Source organism: Streptomyces sp. RGM 3693 (assembly GCF_050471125.1).
Lineage (GTDB): Bacteria > Actinomycetota > Actinomycetes > Streptomycetales > Streptomycetaceae > Streptomyces.
Genome location: NZ_JBMPPQ010000002.1, coordinates 1825712 through 1840588 on the forward strand (window position 1 = coordinate 1825712; position 14877 = coordinate 1840588).

The following is a 14877-nucleotide window of genomic DNA, read 5'->3' on the forward strand; positions in this document are numbered from 1 at the left end:
TCACGGAATAGCGCGATGCTTTGGCCCGAGCTGGCATCATTTTGCCGTCGCTCGGACTCGACCCGGTTTCGTACGCGCATCGCACCATGCGCCCGCTCGTGGAATTGGGGCGCTGCAATATGGACACCGCCCGGCGGCTGGCAAAGGTACTGGGGGAGCGGTGAGGGCGGTGGTGGTGGTCCCGGCGTTCGGGGCGTATGTGGTCGATGTGCGGAACGGGTGGGTCGGGCAGGTGGTGGGCCGGGAGGGGCCGCACCTCCGGCTGCGGCCGGTCGGGGGCGGGCGGGAGTGGGTGTGCGCCCCCGAGGCGACCCGGTGCGCCACCGCCGGTGAGCGGCTCCAGGCGGAGACCGCGTATGCCAATGCCCGCAGCCGCGGCGAGCGGGCCTGAGGCCGGACGGGGTGCGGGTCGGCTCGTTCGGTGGGTGCGCGAGAATGGCCGCATGACTCTGTTCCGCGACGACGGCATCGTGCTGCGCACCCAGAAGCTGGGTGAGGCGGACCGGATCATCACGCTGCTGACCCGCGGTAACGGCCGGGTACGGGCCGTGGCGCGGGGCGTGCGGCGCACGAAGTCGAAGTTCGGGGCCCGGCTGGAACCGTTCTCGCATGTGGACGTGCAGTTCTTCGCCCGCGGCGGGGAGCTGATCGGGCGCGGGCTGCCGCTGTGCACGCAGAGCGAGACGATCGCCGCGTACGGTGGCGCGATCGTCACCGACTACGCCCGCTACACGGCCGGGACGGCCATGCTGGAGACCGCCGAGCGGTTCACCGAGCACGAGGGCGAGCCGGCCGTCCAGCAGTACCTGCTGCTGGTCGGCGGGTTGCGGACGCTGGCCAATGGGGAGCACGCCCCGCACCTGGTGCTGGACGCGTTCCTGCTGCGGTCGCTGGCGGTGAATGGTTATGCGCCGAGTTTCGACGCCTGTGCGCGGTGCGGAATGCCCGGTCCGAACCGGTTCTTCTCGGTGGCGTCGGGCGGTGTGGTGTGCGGTGACTGCCGGGTGCCCGGAAGCGTCGTACCCTCCTCAGAGGCGATCGGGCTCCTGGGTGCGCTGCTGACCGGCGACTGGGAGACCGCGGACGCCTGTGAGGCGCGGCACGTCCGGGAGGGCAGCGGCCTCGTCGCGGCGTATCTGCACTGGCATCTGGAGCGCGGCCTGCGGTCCCTCCGCTACGTGGAGAAATAGCGACTGCGGCTCGGCCCGGTCCGGCCACCCGGGGCCCGGCCACCGAATACACCGTCCATCGATATGGCATAGGAGACGTGGGGCGCATGGCAGTACGCGGGATTCTGGGGCGCAATCGACGTGAATACCAGACGCCCGAGCCGCACCCCTCAGGTGCGCGTCCGCCGAGGATCCCCGGCGAGCTCGTCCCGAACCACGTCGCGATCGTGATGGACGGCAACGGGCGGTGGGCGAAGGAGCGCGGGTTGCCGCGCACGGAGGGCCACAAGGTCGGTGAGGGCGTGGTGCTGGACGTCCTCAAGGGCTGCATCGAAATGGGCGTGAAGAACCTCTCGCTCTATGCCTTCTCCACCGAGAACTGGAAGCGGTCGCCGGACGAGGTCCGTTTCCTGATGAATTTCAACCGGGACGTCATCCGGCGGCGCCGGGACGAAATGGACGCGCTGGGCATCCGTATCCGGTGGGTCGGCCGGATGCCGAAAATGTGGAAGTCCGTGGTCCAGGAACTCCAGATCGCTCAGGAGCAGACCAAGAAAAACGACGCGATGACGCTGTACTTCTGCGTGAATTACGGCGGCCGGGCGGAGATCGCGGATGCCGCGGCGGCCATCGCGGCGGACGTCCGGGCCGGGAAGCTGGACCCGTCGAAGGTCAACGAGAAGACCGTCGCGAAGTACATGTACTACCCGGACATGCCTGATGTGGACCTGTTCGTCCGGCCGTCCGGTGAGCAGCGCACCTCGAATTACCTGATCTGGCAGAGCGCCTACGCCGAGATGGTGTTCCAGGACATCCTTTGGCCGGATTTCGACCGCCGCAATCTCTGGGAAGCGTGCCTGGAGTACGCCAAGCGGGACCGTCGGTTCGGCGCGGCGCCGCTGCAAGAGGGCGAGAAGGCGACCTGAGCGCGGGCCCGTAGGACGGGCCGGTGAACGGCGGACGGGCCGCCTCTCCGCGGGGAGGCGGCCCGTCGTGTCGGGGGACCCGTACGGCCTGGCGCGCGGGCTCCGGCCGACTCACACGCTCGGGTCGCGGTGGGTGGGGCGGCCGTCGAGGACGGTGAGCAGGACCGGGAGGTCCGGCAGGTCGGTGGCGGCGGTGGTGAGGGGGTCGTCGGCGAGGACGGTGAGGTCGGCGCGGTAGCCGGGGGCGAGCCGGCCGGCCCGGTCCTCCTCGCCGGCGGCGTGCGCGGTGTGCACGGTCATGCCCCGGAGGGCCTGAAGCGGGGTGAGCGCCTGCTCGGGGCCGTGCGGGGGCTGGTCGAGGTCGCGGGCGGGGCGGCGGTGGCGGGCGCCGGCCATCACGCCCAGCGGCGGGTAGGGGGCGATCGGCCAGTCCGAGCCCAGGACGACGGTGGCGCCGGCGTCGGTCAGGTCGCGGCAGCGCCAGGCGCGGGCCGCGCGCTCCTCGCCGAGCCGGCGGGACCAGTTGTCCGTGTGGTCGGCGCGGGTGAAGTCGCAGCAGTGGGTGGGTTGCATGGACGCCAGCACGCCGAGCTCGGCGAACCGGCGCAGGGTGTCGTCGGGCACCGTCTCGATGTGTTCGATCCGGTGCCGGACCCCGTTGCGGCCGGCGCGCCGGGCCTGCTCGACGGCGTCGAGGACGTGCCGGACGGCGGCGTCGCCGATGGCGTGGGTGGCGGTGGGCACCCCGGCGGCGTGCAGTTGCCCGATGACGCGGGTGTAGACGGCCGGGTCGGGCCAGAAGGCGTGGGTGGACTCGCCGTGGCAGTCCGGGCGTTCCAGCCAGGCGGTGCCGTTGTCGATGGTGCCGTCCATGAAGAGCTTGACGCCCGCGGTCCGCCACAGCCGGCCGCCGGTGCCCTGCTGGGCGATGAGGGAGCGGACCCCGTCGGCGTCGGTGCCGGGCTGGCACCAGGGTGCGACCCGCAGCCGCAGCGGCAGGTCGCCGGCCGCGTCCAACTCCTCGTAGAAGGCGAGGCTGTCGCCGTTCGCGTCCATGGCGTGGCCGCCGGTCAGGCCGGCGGCGGCCATGGCGCGCAGTGCGGCGGCGAGCCGGGCGCGGCGCTCCTCGCGGGTGGGCTGCGGGGCGGCCCGCTCGACCAGTTCGCAGGCGGCGTCCTCCAGCAGGAGTCCGGTGGGCCGGCCGGCGGCGTCGCAGACGACCTCGGCGGCCTGGTCGAAGGTCCGCGGGCCGTCGACGCCGGCGAGTTCCAGGGCGCGGGGGCTGGCGAGCATGGAGTGCGCGTCGAAGAGCTGGAGCAGTGCGGGGACGCCGTCGAGGACGGGGGCGAACGCGGCGGTCTCGACCGGCCGGTCGCCGAAGACGTTGGGGTCCAGTCCCCAGCCGTGCAGCCAGGCGCCGGGGGCGAGGGCGGCGACCTCGCGGGCCAGCGCGGCGCGGACCCCGTCGAGGTCGGTGCAGCCCGACAGGTCCAGTCCGTGGGTGAGTTCGGCGCCGGAGACCGGGTGCAGGTGCCCGTCGGTCAGGCCGGGGGTCACCACGGCCCCCTTGAGGTCGAGCACCGTCGTCGCGGCGTCGGCGAGCGCGCGGATCTCGCGGTCGTCGCCGAGGGCGGTGATCTTCCCGTCGGCCGCCGCCAGGGCGGTCTCCGCCAGGAACGTGCCGGTCACCGGGTCGAGCAGGCGGGCGGAGAGCAGGACGAGGGGGGCGGGCACGGCGGCTCCTGAGGAGGCGGGAAGACGGGGGAAGGCGGCGGGGTGTGGGCGGCGGCTACGCCTCGGTCGCGTCGGTCGCGTCATCGGTCGGGGGGCTCAACGTGCCCTCGGCCAAGCCGAGTTCGCGTTCCGCCGTGGTGATCGCCATGTGGGTCACCGCTGCCGGGCGGTTGCTGGTGTCGGTGTTGGCGTGCGCGCCGAGGCCGTCGAGCACCACCAGGATCTGGATGGTCGTCACGTCCGGGTCCGCGGTGCGGAACTCCCCACTGGTGACGCCCTCGTGGAGCAGTGCGGCGAGTCGGCCGCGCCAGGCGGCCTCCTGTTCGGCGACCCGGTCGCGGAGCAGGGGTCGGTAGCGGCTGAGGTGGCGGGCGTTGATCCACAGTCGGCTGATGGCGTCGTACGCCTCCCCGGTGGTGTGCGCGAAGAACCGCGCCAGCCGTTCCGTCGGGCCCGCGCCGGGGGGCGCGGTCGGCAGGAGGCCGTCGAGTTCGTTGCTGGCGGCGGTGCCGAACGCCTCCGCCACCAGTTCCTCGGCGGAGGGGAAGTAGTGGCTGATCAGTCCGGGGCGGACGTCGAGGTCCTCGCCGATCCGCCGCAGGGTGATGCACTCCAGCCCCTCGGCCAGGGCGACGGTGGCCGCGGCGTCGACGATTTCGGCCCGCCGGGCGGCCGGGTCTTTCCGGATGCGCTTGCGCTGAACCCTTGACGACATATCCCGGATGCTATTGAGTGTGCGACCAATAAGCAACAAGGCCGTCAACGCACCAGGTCGTTATGGCCCAGGTCGCTCACGACCAGCTCCCCGGAGGGCCCATGGCGTCCACGATCCCCGAACCAGGCACCGGCACCCACGACACGTCCCAGGCGGCCACACCGGCCCCGGACCGCGCCGGCCGGATCGAGGTCCACGGCATCGACCACATCCCCGACGCGGACCGCCACGGCCACCCCCGCGGACTGTTCTCCGTCTGGGCCGCCGCCAACGTCAACTACCTCAGCCTGGTGGTCGGCGGCGCCCTGGTCCTCATGGGTCTGACCCTCTGGCAGGCGCTCGCGGTGATCGTCGTCGGCAACCTGTTCTGGGTGCTCACCGGCGTGCTCGCGGTCCCGGGGCCGGCCGCCGGCGCCCCCAGCGAAGTGATCACCCGCGCCCTCTACGGCGTCCGCGGAAACCGCGTGAACAACGCCGTCACCGGCTGGATGATCTCGGTCTGCTACGTGGCGCTGAACCTCGCCTCGGCCGCGACCGCCGCCTTCTCCCTCGTTGAGGAGACCGGCATCCACGCCACCACCGGCGTCAAGATCGCCGTGGTGGTGGCCATCGCCGCGGTCACCCTGACCATCAGCGTCTACGGGCACGCGCTGATCGTGAGGCTCTACACCCCGATCACGCTGGTCCTCGCCGCCGCCTTCGCGGTCGTCGCCTACGCGGTGCTCCGGCACGCCGACTTCGGCTACGCACCGGCCCACCCGCCGACCGGCAGCGCCCTGTGGGCCACCGGCCTCGGCGGGGTCACCCTCATCGCCTCCGGCCCGCTGTCGTACACCACCAGCGCCGACTTCTCCCGCTACCTGCCGCGCACCACCTCACCGCTGGCGGTGGTGGGCTGGACCGCCCTCGGCGGCTTCCTGCCCGGCGTGCTGGTCTGCTCCCTGGGCGCGTTCGCCGCCACCACCGTCGACATGACCGACCCGCAGACCGCGCTCCAGCAGATCCTGCCCGGCTGGTTCACCCCGCTCTTCCTGCTCGCCCTGGTCCTCGGCACCATCGCGATCAACGCCCTGACCGCCTACAGCGCGGGCCTCGCCCTCCAGGCCGTGGGCCTGCGCATCCGCCGGTCCGTCAGCATCCTCGCCGACGGGGCCGTCGCCGTCGGCCTGACCCTCTACGCGCTGCTGGTCTCCAACTTCCTCGACACCGTCAGCAACGTGCTCCAGCTGACCGTCGTACTGCTCGGTCCCACCGCGGCCGTCTACGCCACCGACATCGTGCTGCGCCGCAACCGCTACGACGGCCCCGCGCTCACCGACGAGAGCCGCGGCGGGCCGTTCTGGTACACGGGGGGCGTCAACTGGGCCGGCGCCGCGGCCCTCGCCGGCGGCGTCACCGTCTCCGCGCTCTGCGTCGACACGCTCTACACCGGCCCGATCGCGGCGGCCGTGGGCGGCATCGACCTCGCCCTGCCGGCCGGCCTCGTGGCCGCGTCCGCCCTCTACATGCTGCTGGCCCGGCGCACCGTCGGTCGGTGAACCGACCGTGGGTGCGCCGGGCCAGTGCCGGCCGGTGGCGTCAGCCGCCCTGCCTTCCCGCCTCCGCCTTCGTCGCGCACTCGCCGCAGGTCCCGAAGATCTCGACGGTGTGCGCCACATCGCGGAAACCGTGCTCGGCGGCGATCTGGTCGGCCCACTTCTCCACCGCCGGACCCTCGACCTCGACGGCCGTGCCGCAGCCGCGGCACACCAGGTGGTGGTGATGGTCGTCGGTGCTGCACCGGCGGTAGACGGACTCGCCGTCGCTGGTGCGCAGTACATCGACCTCGCCGGCGTCGGCGAGGGACTGCAGCGTCCGGTAGACGGTGGTCAACCCGACCGAGTCACCCCGGTGCTTGAGCATGTCGTGGAGCTCCTGTGCGCTGCGGAACTCGTTGACCTCGTCGAGTGCGGCCGAAACCGCGGTGCGCTGCCGCGTCGACCGGCCGCGGACCGGAGATCCCGCGCTCGTCGCCACCGTTGCCTCCCTAGGACGTCAGGACTTCTCCCGCGCATGCGTTTGGCCATTGTGCCAGGTGATGACCGGAAGCCCTGTTTGGCGCTTACACCTACTCCTTCATCTCTCCCTCGGCCGGAGAGTGTCACACCGCCCGGCACCCCGTCGTCCGCCTGTAACGCCGTTACACCCGTACGTCGTCCTCCGCGGTGCGGCTGCCCGGTACCTCCAGGGTGCACCCCTTCTCGGCCGCCGGGGCCGCCCCGGCGCGCTTTCTGGCCAACGGGGTGGCCAGCGCCGTGAAGACCACGAACAGCGCGATGGCGAACAGCACGATGGTCGCGCCGGACGGCACGTCGACGTAGTACGAGGCGGTGGTGCCGGTGAGGGTCACCGCCACGCCGATCGCCACCGCGGTCACGAAGGTCACCGCGAAACTGCGGCTGATCTGCTGCGCGGCCGCGACCGGGATCACCATCAGCGCACTGACCAGCAGCAGGCCGACCACCCGCATGGCGACCGTGACGGTGACCGCGGCGGTCACCGCGATCAGCAGGTTCAGCAGCCGCACCGGCAGACCGGTGACCCGGGCGAACTCCTCGTCCTGGCAGACCGCGAACAGCTGCCGGCGCAGCCCCACCGTGATCGCCAGCACCAGCGCGGCCAGCACGTAGATCGTCGTCATGTCCTGCGGCGAGACCGTGGTGATCGAACCGAACAGATACGTCCCCAGATTGGCGCTGGAGCCCGCGTCCGAGAGGTTCATCAACATCACACCGCCCGCCATGCCGCCGTAGAACAGCATCGCCAGCGCCAGATCGCCGCGGGTCTTCCCGTACCAGCGGATCAGCTCCATCACCACCGAACCGACCACCGCGACCGCGGTGGCGACCCAGACCGGGCTGGTGTTGAGCAGGAAGCCCAGACCGACACCGGTCAGGGCGACGTGGCCGATGCCGTCGCCCATCAGGGCCTGGCGGCGCTGGACGAGGTAGATGCCGATGGCGGGTGCGGTGATCCCGACGATCAGGGCGGCGATCAGCGCCCGCTGCATGAAGGCGTAAGTGAGCATGTCCATGGTGGTGGGCCCCTAGCTCAGCAGGCCGGTGCGGAGCGGCTCCGCGGCGGCGTCGGCGTGCGGGTGGACGTGGTCGTGGCCGGGCAGCGCATGCTGCCCCACCGCCTCGGGCGGCGGACCGTCGTGGACGACACAGCCGTCCCGCAGCACCACCGCACGGTCGATCAGCGGCTCCAGCGGGCCCAGTTCGTGGAGCACCAGCAGGACCGTGGCGCCGCGGCCGACCTGTTCGCGGAGCGCCGAGGCCAGCACCTCCTGGCTTGCCAGGTCCACGCCGGCCATCGGCTCGTCCATGATCAGCAGATCGGGTTCACCGGCCAGCGCGCGGGCGATCAGCACCCGTTGGTGCTGCCCGCCCGACAGGGCATTGACGGAGTCCTTGACCCGGTCGGCCATCCCGACCAGCTCCAACGCGTGGTGCACCGCGGTCCGGTCCGCCTTGCGGAGCAGGCCCAGCTTCGTCCGGGCCAGCCGGCCCGCCGTGACCACCTCGCGGACGGTGGCCGGCACCCCGCCGGCCGCCGTGGTGCGCTGCGGCACGTACCCGATCCGTGCCCAGTCCTTGAAACGGCGGAACGGCGTCCCGAAGAGCGCCAGTTCACCGCCGGTCAGCGGCACCTGGCCGATCACCGAGCGGACGGCGGTGGACTTGCCCGAGCCGTTGGCGCCGAGCAGCGCGACGACCTCGCCGGACCGCACGGTCAGATCGACCCCGCGCAGTACCGGCCGGGCGCCCAGCGACGCGGTCGCCCCGCGCAGCTCGATGACGGCCGACCGGTCCCGGGCGGGCTGGTCCACGGCCTCCGGGGCTATGACGGGCTGGCCGGTGTCCTTCATCTGCTGACCTCCGTCGTGCGGTGCGTCCTGGTGTGCGGGGTGTACGGCGCCGGGTGCGGGGTGGGCACGCGACGACGCGGGCGGGGTGCGGGGCCGGTCACTTGGTGCCGAGCGCCTTCTGCAGCGCGGCGAGGTTGGCACGCTGCACCGAGAAGTAGTCCGTGCCACGGGACTTGCCGGTGATGCCCTCCAGCGGGTCCAGCACGTCGGTCTTCAGGTGCAGGTCACCGGCGAGGGTCTTGGCGGTGGCCGGGTTGGCCAGCGTCTCGAAGAACACCGTGGAGACGTGGTGCTGCTCCGCGAGGGTGTGCAGCTGCTGGATGCGGTTGGCGCTGGGCTCGGACTCCGGGTCCAGGCCGCTGATCGCCTCCTCGGTCAGGCCGTAGCGCTCGGCGAGGTAGCCGAAGGCCGCGTGGGTGGTGATGAAGGTGTCCGAAGCCCGGTTCTTCAGCCCGTCCGCGAACGCCTTGTTCAGCGCGTCCAGCTTCTTCACCAGGACGTCGGTGTTCTTCTGGTAGTCGACCTTGTGCTTCGGGTCGGCCTGCGCGAATGTCGTGTTGACACCCTTGGCGACCTGGGCGAACTTGACCGGATCCAGCCAGATGTGCGGGTCCTGGCCGGGCTCGGCCTCGGAGTGCGAGTGGTTGTCGCCGGTGGTGTGGTGGTGCCCGTCGACCTCGGGGCCGTGCGTCTCCAGGCTGGTCATCTTCGCCGCGTCGGCGAGGTACTTCACCCCGGACTGGGCGACCGAGTCGTCCACGGCGGGCTGGAGGCCCTTGAGGTAGACGATCGCGCCGGACTCGCTGAGCTGCGCGGTCTGTTTGGCGGTGAGCGTCAGATCGTGCGGCTCGACGCCCGGCTTGGTGAGGTTGGACACCTCGACGTGCGACCCGCCGATCTGCTCGGCGAGGAACTGCAGCGGATAGAACGACGCCGCCACCTTCAGCTTGCCGTCGTCGGTGCGCCCGGAGGCGGTGGTGGAGCAGGCGGACAGGGCCAGCAGGCCGAGGACCGCGGCTCCGGCGACGGCTGCGGTGGATATGTGCGGGCGTACGTTCATGACAGTCATTTTCAACAAACATGGAAATGATTGTCAACAAAGTGCGCGCCAGGTCACAGGGCGAAGACAACCGGCCGGAACCGATCCGGAATCGATTTGGTCCGGGGGGTACGCCCGCCGCTACCCTGAACTACTCGCCCAGTCGTCTCCTGATCAGCACCCTCATCGAGGCGCCTCGCGCCCCCTCCTATCCACTGTCCGACGTCGTACTGAAGAGAGCACCGTGGCCGCCGACAAGATCGATACCATCGTCAGCCTGAGCAAGCGCCGTGGCTTCGTCTACCCCTGCAGTGAGATCTACGGCGGCTCCCGCGCTGCCTGGGACTACGGTCCCCTCGGCGTCGAGCTCAAGGAGAACATCAAGCGCCAGTGGTGGCGCGCCATGGTCACCTCCCGCGAGGACGTCGTCGGCATCGACTCGTCGGTGATCCTGGCCCCCGAGGTGTGGCAGGCGTCCGGTCACGTCGCCACCTTCACCGACCCGCTCACCGAGTGCACCTCCTGCCACAAGCGCTTCCGCGCCGACCACCTGGAGGAGGCGTACGAGGCCAAGCACGGCAAGCTCCCCGAGAACGGCCTCGCCGACATCAACTGCCCGCACTGCGGCAACAAGGGCGGCTTCACCGAGCCCAAGCAGTTCTCCGGCCTGCTCTCCACCCACCTCGGCCCGTCGCAGGACACCGCGTCCGTCGCCTACCTGCGCCCCGAGACCGCCCAGGGCATCTTCACCAACTTCGCGCAGGTCCAGCAGACCTCCCGCAAGAAGCCCCCGTTCGGCATCGCCCAGATGGGCAAGTCCTTCCGGAACGAGATCACCCCGGGCAACTTCATCTTCCGGACCCGCGAGTTCGAGCAGATGGAGATGGAGTTCTTCGTCAAGCCGGGCGAGGACGAGCAGTGGCAGGAATACTGGATGGAGCAGCGCTGGAACTGGTACCGCGACCTGGGCCTGCGCGAGGAGAACATCCGCTGGTACGAGCACCCCGCCGAGAAGCTCTCCCACTACTCCAAGCGCACCGCTGACATCGAGTACCGCTTCCAGTTCGGCGGCTCGGAGTGGGGCGAGCTGGAGGGCGTCGCCAACCGCACCGACTACGACCTCTCCTCGCACGCCAAGGCGTCCGGCCAGGACCTCTCCTACTTCGACCAGGAGGCCGGCGAGCGCTACACCCCGTTCGTCATCGAGCCGGCGGCCGGTGTCGGCCGCGCGATGCTCGCCTTCCTCCTCGACGCCTACACCGAGGACGAGGCGCCGAACGCCAAGGGCAAGCTGGAGAAGCGCACGGTGCTGCGCCTCGACCCGCGCCTGTCGCCGGTGAAGGTCGCGGTCCTCCCGCTCTCCCGCAACCCGCAGCTCTCCCCGAAGGCCAAGGGGCTCGCCGCGGACCTCCGCAAGTTCTGGAACATCGAGTTCGACGACGCGGGCGCCATCGGCCGCCGCTACCGCCGCCAGGACGAGATCGGCACCCCGTTCTGCGTCACCGTCGACTTCGACACCCTCGACGACAACGCGGTCACGGTGCGCGAGCGCGACACCATGAAGCAGGAGCGCGTCAGCCTGGACCAGATCCAGTCCTACCTGGGCAGCCGCCTCCTCGGCTGCTGACCGCGCGGCCCGCGGTCCGGCCGGCAACGGTCGGGCCGCAGGCCGACCCGCCGCGCGCGGCGCCCACGCGAACGCCGGCCGGCCCCCGACTCCTCGGGGGCCGGCCGGCGTTGTGCTGCCCGCCCGTACGTTCCGTGCGGTGACCACCAGCTGTCTGTACGCACTTCTTTTGGGACCAAGGTTCCAAGGTGTTCTGGCTCCATTGGCGGGCTGTAGGGGCGTGTGGGCAGGTGGTTCGTGCCCCTGTGCCACGTTGCTTTGGCCCCACTTCGATCGGGTGGTTGCGCTGACCGGGAGGCCGGAGGGTGGGGGTCACACCGAGAGCGCCCACACCGGATGGAATAATCGTCTGCATGACGACAACTCTTGAGGGTGTCTACGCTGCCGTCCGTAGCATGCTGTCGGGCATCGAAGGGCTCGACGGCGCGGACGTCGTCGGCGACGGCCCGCACGATGCCGGCTACCCCCATGCCGAGGTCCGCGACGGCGCCGTCCACTGGGTGGTGCTGGAGCGCAACAAGGTAGTGGAGCGCCGCACAACCGGGGACCTGGACGAGTTTCTGTACTGGGCGGCGCTGTACACCACCCGTGAAGCCGCCTCCCGCTGGGAGCTCGACCACCGTGGTCTGCTGCCCGGCTGCGGCGACACCCGGGTGGGGTGGCTGGCCAAGCAGGTCCAGCTGCTGGGGCGGGTCCGGCCCGAGTGGGCGGACAGGTTCCGGGCGCAGATCCCGCAGCAGTGTCCGGGGGTACGCCTTGAGGACGTGGACGCCTATCCGGTGGGGGGACGGTCGTGAGGCTGTGGCGGCGCGGGCGCGAGCAGAAGCAGGAGGAGGCGCAGTCGGCGGGGGAAGCGGAACAGTGGGACCGGTTCGGGAGTCCGCTGGGGAGGTTCGCGCACCCCAAGGGGACGCCGTTTACCCAGCGTTCCCTGCCTCCCATCTACGTGGGGTGCAGGTACCACGTGTACAGCTGGATCCGGCCGTGGACGCAGGAGGACGCCGAAAAGTACGGCTTCATCCTGGGGGGCAAGGTCGCTCCCTGGTTCGAGCAGCCCGGGGGCGGAACGCAGTTCATGCTCCCGGAGGGCATCTCGGTGCAGTGGCTCATCGACCGGGGCTACATCCGTGAGGAACCCGTGCGGTGATCGGGGCCGACTGCCGGTGAACCGGAGCCGCTTGGCATCCTCGGCTTACCTGCGTGTGGCCCATGCGGTGGTCGTCGGATGGATCACGGTCAAGAGATCGGCGGTCTCCCCCGGCGCCTTCCCCGATCAGACACCACAGTCCTGAACCGCTCGGAGGCCCGACGCTCGCGTACGCACCCAAAGGGTGGAGCCACAACGACCTGGTACATCCGTGGTCCCCGAAAACCCAGGCGCGGTGGAGCCCAAAGAAGTGCGTACAGACAACCAGCGGTGACTACCCCCGCAGACCGCGCAGTACGAGGTCGCGGACGGCCTCGAAGTCGGCGGTGATCTCCGGACGGGACCATTCCGCGGCGTAACAGGGGTCGTGGAAGCGGCCGGTGGCGCCGAAAACGGCGTGGGCGGTGGTGACCGGTGAGGAGGCGTGGAAGGCACCCTCCGCGACCCCCGCCTCGATGATCTTCGCCAACTGCGATTCGAGGTCGGTGACGTGCCGGTCCACCACGCCGCCGCTCTCACCGATCAACGTCATGTACGTGGCGAAGAGTTCGGGGTCGTCACCGGCCTTGTGCCGCTTGGCCTCGAAGAGCGTGGCGAGCCAGCGGCCCAGCCGGCCCTCGGCCGGCCCCTCGTCCTCGACGATGGCCGCCAACTCCTGGCTCGTACGGTCCAGCCAGCGCGCCGTCACGGCCTCCCGCAGCGCCGTCTTCGTACGGAAATGGCGGTAGACACTGCCGTGGCTCACGCCCAGTGCCCGTGCGACATCAACGACCGTCGCCTTCGCCGGCCCATACCGGCGCAGCACCTCCTCGGTGGCTTCGAGGATCCGCTCGGGCGTCAACGTCTCGGGGGGCATGGGGTCGAGCCGACCTTTCGGTGCAACGGGGGGTACGTATGTATGGGGACCGTACCGTCTTCTGGGCTTCCCACGTTTTTGGCTTTCCCGCCGTGGGGGTTCGTGTTGTTTCGCCTGCGGCGTCGTTTTGCCTGCGGCGTCGTTTTGCGTGCGGTGGGTTGTGGTCCGCTGCGCGGGGCTGTTGGGTGCGGTGGTGGTGGGGAGGAATGGTGGGTGGGAGCCAGGGTGAGCGGTCCGGTGCGGGTTTCTTTCCCCCCCCGTGAGTTCGCGCCTCTATGAGTTCGCGCCTCCGTGAGCCCGCGCCTCTTCGAGCTCGTGCCTCTTCGAGTCCGTACCTCTTCCACTCACGGGCCGGCACGGTCCCATCTACGCGCACTCCACCCACCCTCTTTCCCACCCACTCACGGGAGGGGGCGGGGCTGTGGGGTTGGGGTGTGCCGGACGTAAAGCGAAGCAGTCCGGCACACCCCAACCCCACAGCCCCGGCACCGCACCCAACAGCCCCGCGCAGCGGACCGGCCCGCCGCAGGCGCAACGGCGAGAAAGCCAAAAACGTACGAGGCCCCGCGCCGCCAGGCGCAACGGCGCAACGGCGAGAAAGCCAAAAACGTACGAGGCCCCGCGCCGCCAGGCGCAACGGCGCAACGGCGAGAAAGCCAAAAACGTACGAGGCCCCGCGCCGTCAGGCGCAACGGCGCGGCAGCCAAAAACGTGGGAAGCCAGCCAAGCGCAGCGGACCGTCAGCGTTCGCTGTCCAGGTGGGACATCTGGGCTGCCGGGTAGCGGGCGCCGGCGGCGGCGCCGGCGGGGATGGCCTGTTCGATGGCGGTGAGGTCGGTGGTGGTCAGGGGGGCGTCGAGGGCGCCGAGGGCCTCGGTCAGGCGGTCGCGGCGGCGGGCGCCGATGAGGGGGACGATGTCCTCGCCGCGGGAGAGGACCCAGGCGATGGCGGTCTGGGCGACCGTGATGCCCCTCTCGTCGGAGATCTTGCGGAGGGCGTCGACCAGGTCGAGGTTGCGGTCGAGGTTCTCCCCCTGGAAGCGGGGGGACATACCGCGGAAGTCGTTGGCGGCCAGTTTGCGGTCGCGGCTGAAGTGGCCGCTGATCAGCCCGCGGGAGAGCACGCCGTATGCGGTGATGCCGATGCCCAGTTCGCGGGCGGTGGGCAGGATCGCGTCCTCGATGCCGCGGGAGAGGAGGGAGTACTCGATCTGGAGGTCGGAGATCGGGGCGACGGCGGCGGCCCGGCGGAGGGTGTCCGCGCCCACCTCGGAGAGGCCGATGTGGCGGACGTGGCCGGCCTCGACCAGCTCGGCGATGGCGCCGATGGTCTCCTCGATCGGGACGTCGGGGTCGACGCGGGCGATCCGGTAGATGTCGATGTGGTCGGTGCCCAGCCGCTGGAGGGAGTACGCGGCGAAGTTCTTCACCGCGGCGGGGCGGCCGTCGTAGCCGCTGAAGCCGCCCTCGACGGTGCGCAGGGCGCCGAACTTCACGCTGGTCAGGGCCTTTTCGCGGGAGGCGGCGGGGGCCGTGCGGAGGGCTTCGTTGATGAGCAGTTCGTTGTGGCCCATGCCGTAGAAGTCGCCGGTGTCGAGCAGGGTGATGCCGGCTTCGAGGGCGGCGTGGAGGGTGGCGAGGGATTCGGTGCGGTCGGCGTCGCCGTAGAGGGCGGACATGCCCATGCAGCCGAGGCCGAGGGCGGAGGTCTGCGGGCCGCTGGTGCCGAGGGTGCGGGTCTGCACGTCGTGCTC

At 70.9% G+C, this 14877-nt stretch carries 15 protein-coding genes; 7 read left to right on the top strand and 8 right to left on the bottom strand.

Annotated features, from left to right (window positions below):
* Positions 1-160: 160 nt before the first annotated feature.
* The 3 genes from ACO0M4_RS25480 to ACO0M4_RS25490 all read left to right on the top strand — a co-directional run bounded on the left by ACO0M4_RS25480 (position 161) and on the right by ACO0M4_RS25490 (position 2095).
* Entirely contained in the window at positions 161-391 is a 231-nt protein-coding gene (locus ACO0M4_RS25480) for a hypothetical protein (protein ID WP_430373230.1), read from the top strand.
* A 52-nt stretch (positions 392-443) separates the two neighbouring features.
* Positions 444-1190 (top strand): DNA repair protein RecO, encoded by a 747-nt coding sequence (gene recO / locus ACO0M4_RS25485; protein WP_430373231.1) that lies wholly within the window; start codon positions 444-446, stop codon positions 1188-1190.
* Between the two features lie 86 nt (positions 1191-1276).
* The gene (locus ACO0M4_RS25490; RefSeq protein ID WP_430373232.1) at positions 1277-2095 is read left to right on the top strand and encodes an isoprenyl transferase; all 819 of its coding nucleotides are present in this window, start codon (positions 1277-1279) and stop codon (positions 2093-2095) included.
* Positions 2096-2206: 111 nt separating this feature from the next.
* On the opposite strand, the gene ACO0M4_RS25495 is transcribed toward ACO0M4_RS25490, so the two are convergent.
* The gene (locus ACO0M4_RS25495; RefSeq protein WP_430373233.1) at positions 2207-3829 is read right to left on the bottom strand and encodes an amidohydrolase; all 1623 of its coding nucleotides are present in this window, start codon (positions 3827-3829) and stop codon (positions 2207-2209) included.
* A 55-nt stretch (positions 3830-3884) separates the two neighbouring features.
* On the bottom strand, positions 3885-4544 hold the full coding sequence (locus tag ACO0M4_RS25500) for a TetR/AcrR family transcriptional regulator (protein WP_430373234.1): 660 nt from the start codon (positions 4542-4544) through the stop codon (positions 3885-3887).
* A 101-nt stretch (positions 4545-4645) separates the two neighbouring features.
* On the opposite strand from ACO0M4_RS25500, the gene ACO0M4_RS25505 reads away from it, so the two are divergent.
* Entirely contained in the window at positions 4646-6082 is a 1437-nt protein-coding gene (locus ACO0M4_RS25505; RefSeq protein ID WP_430373235.1) for a purine-cytosine permease family protein, read from the top strand.
* Positions 6083-6122: 40 nt separating this feature from the next.
* Here ACO0M4_RS25505 and ACO0M4_RS25510 read toward each other — a convergent pair whose 3' ends face one another.
* The 4 genes from ACO0M4_RS25510 to ACO0M4_RS25525 all read right to left on the bottom strand — a co-directional run bounded on the left by ACO0M4_RS25510 (position 6123) and on the right by ACO0M4_RS25525 (position 9514).
* On the bottom strand, positions 6123-6560 hold the full coding sequence (locus ACO0M4_RS25510) for a Fur family transcriptional regulator (RefSeq protein WP_430373236.1): 438 nt from the start codon (positions 6558-6560) through the stop codon (positions 6123-6125).
* A 163-nt stretch (positions 6561-6723) separates the two neighbouring features.
* A complete protein-coding gene (locus ACO0M4_RS25515) occupies positions 6724-7617 on the bottom strand; it encodes a metal ABC transporter permease (protein ID WP_430373237.1) in 894 nt (297 codons plus the stop codon).
* A 12-nt stretch (positions 7618-7629) separates the two neighbouring features.
* Positions 7630-8454, bottom strand: a complete 825-nt coding sequence (locus ACO0M4_RS25520; RefSeq protein WP_430373238.1) for a metal ABC transporter ATP-binding protein — start codon at positions 8452-8454, stop codon at positions 7630-7632.
* 97 nt (positions 8455-8551) lie between these two features.
* A complete protein-coding gene (locus tag ACO0M4_RS25525; RefSeq protein WP_430373239.1) occupies positions 8552-9514 on the bottom strand; it encodes a metal ABC transporter substrate-binding protein in 963 nt (320 codons plus the stop codon).
* 223 nt (positions 9515-9737) lie between these two features.
* Between ACO0M4_RS25525 and ACO0M4_RS25530 the strand changes: the two genes are divergently transcribed.
* The 3 genes from ACO0M4_RS25530 to ACO0M4_RS25540 all read left to right on the top strand — a co-directional run bounded on the left by ACO0M4_RS25530 (position 9738) and on the right by ACO0M4_RS25540 (position 12267).
* Complete coding sequence (locus ACO0M4_RS25530; RefSeq protein WP_430373240.1) at positions 9738-11120, top strand: glycine--tRNA ligase; 1383 nt, start codon at positions 9738-9740, stop codon at positions 11118-11120.
* A gap of 353 nt (positions 11121-11473) precedes the next feature.
* Positions 11474-11917: an Imm63 family immunity protein gene (locus tag ACO0M4_RS25535; protein WP_430373241.1), complete on the top strand. Its 444-nt coding sequence runs from the start codon at positions 11474-11476 to the stop codon at positions 11915-11917.
* On the top strand, positions 11914-12267 hold the full coding sequence (locus tag ACO0M4_RS25540) for a TNT domain-containing protein (protein WP_430373242.1): 354 nt from the start codon (positions 11914-11916) through the stop codon (positions 12265-12267). Before ACO0M4_RS25535 ends, ACO0M4_RS25540 begins: the two co-directional genes overlap by 4 nt.
* Before the next feature lie 274 nt (positions 12268-12541).
* On the opposite strand, the gene ACO0M4_RS25545 is transcribed toward ACO0M4_RS25540, so the two are convergent.
* Positions 12542-13123 (bottom strand): TetR family transcriptional regulator, encoded by a 582-nt coding sequence (locus ACO0M4_RS25545; protein ID WP_430373243.1) that lies wholly within the window; start codon positions 13121-13123, stop codon positions 12542-12544.
* 740 nt (positions 13124-13863) lie between these two features.
* Positions 13864-14868, bottom strand: a complete 1005-nt coding sequence (locus ACO0M4_RS25550) for an aldo/keto reductase (RefSeq protein ID WP_430373244.1) — start codon at positions 14866-14868, stop codon at positions 13864-13866.
* Positions 14869-14877 lie beyond the last annotated feature (9 nt).

Excerpts from the sequence above, each read along its gene's own strand:
- recO (WP_430373231.1), top strand. The coding sequence starts at position 444 with ATGACTCTGTTCCGCGACGACGGCATCGTGCTGCGCACCCAGAAGCTG.
- ACO0M4_RS25490 (WP_430373232.1), top strand. The coding sequence starts at position 1,277 with ATGGCAGTACGCGGGATTCTGGGGCGCAATCGACGTGAATACCAGACG.
- ACO0M4_RS25500 (WP_430373234.1), bottom strand. The coding sequence starts at position 4,544 with ATGTCGTCAAGGGTTCAGCGCAAGCGCATCCGGAAAGACCCGGCCGCC.
- ACO0M4_RS25505 (WP_430373235.1), top strand. The coding sequence starts at position 4,646 with ATGGCGTCCACGATCCCCGAACCAGGCACCGGCACCCACGACACGTCC.
- ACO0M4_RS25515 (WP_430373237.1), bottom strand. The coding sequence starts at position 7,617 with ATGGACATGCTCACTTACGCCTTCATGCAGCGGGCGCTGATCGCCGCC.
- ACO0M4_RS25520 (WP_430373238.1), bottom strand. The coding sequence starts at position 8,454 with ATGAAGGACACCGGCCAGCCCGTCATAGCCCCGGAGGCCGTGGACCAG.
- ACO0M4_RS25525 (WP_430373239.1), bottom strand. The coding sequence starts at position 9,514 with ATGAACGTACGCCCGCACATATCCACCGCAGCCGTCGCCGGAGCCGCG.
- ACO0M4_RS25535 (WP_430373241.1), top strand. The coding sequence starts at position 11,474 with ATGACGACAACTCTTGAGGGTGTCTACGCTGCCGTCCGTAGCATGCTG.
- ACO0M4_RS25545 (WP_430373243.1), bottom strand. The coding sequence starts at position 13,123 with ATGCCCCCCGAGACGTTGACGCCCGAGCGGATCCTCGAAGCCACCGAG.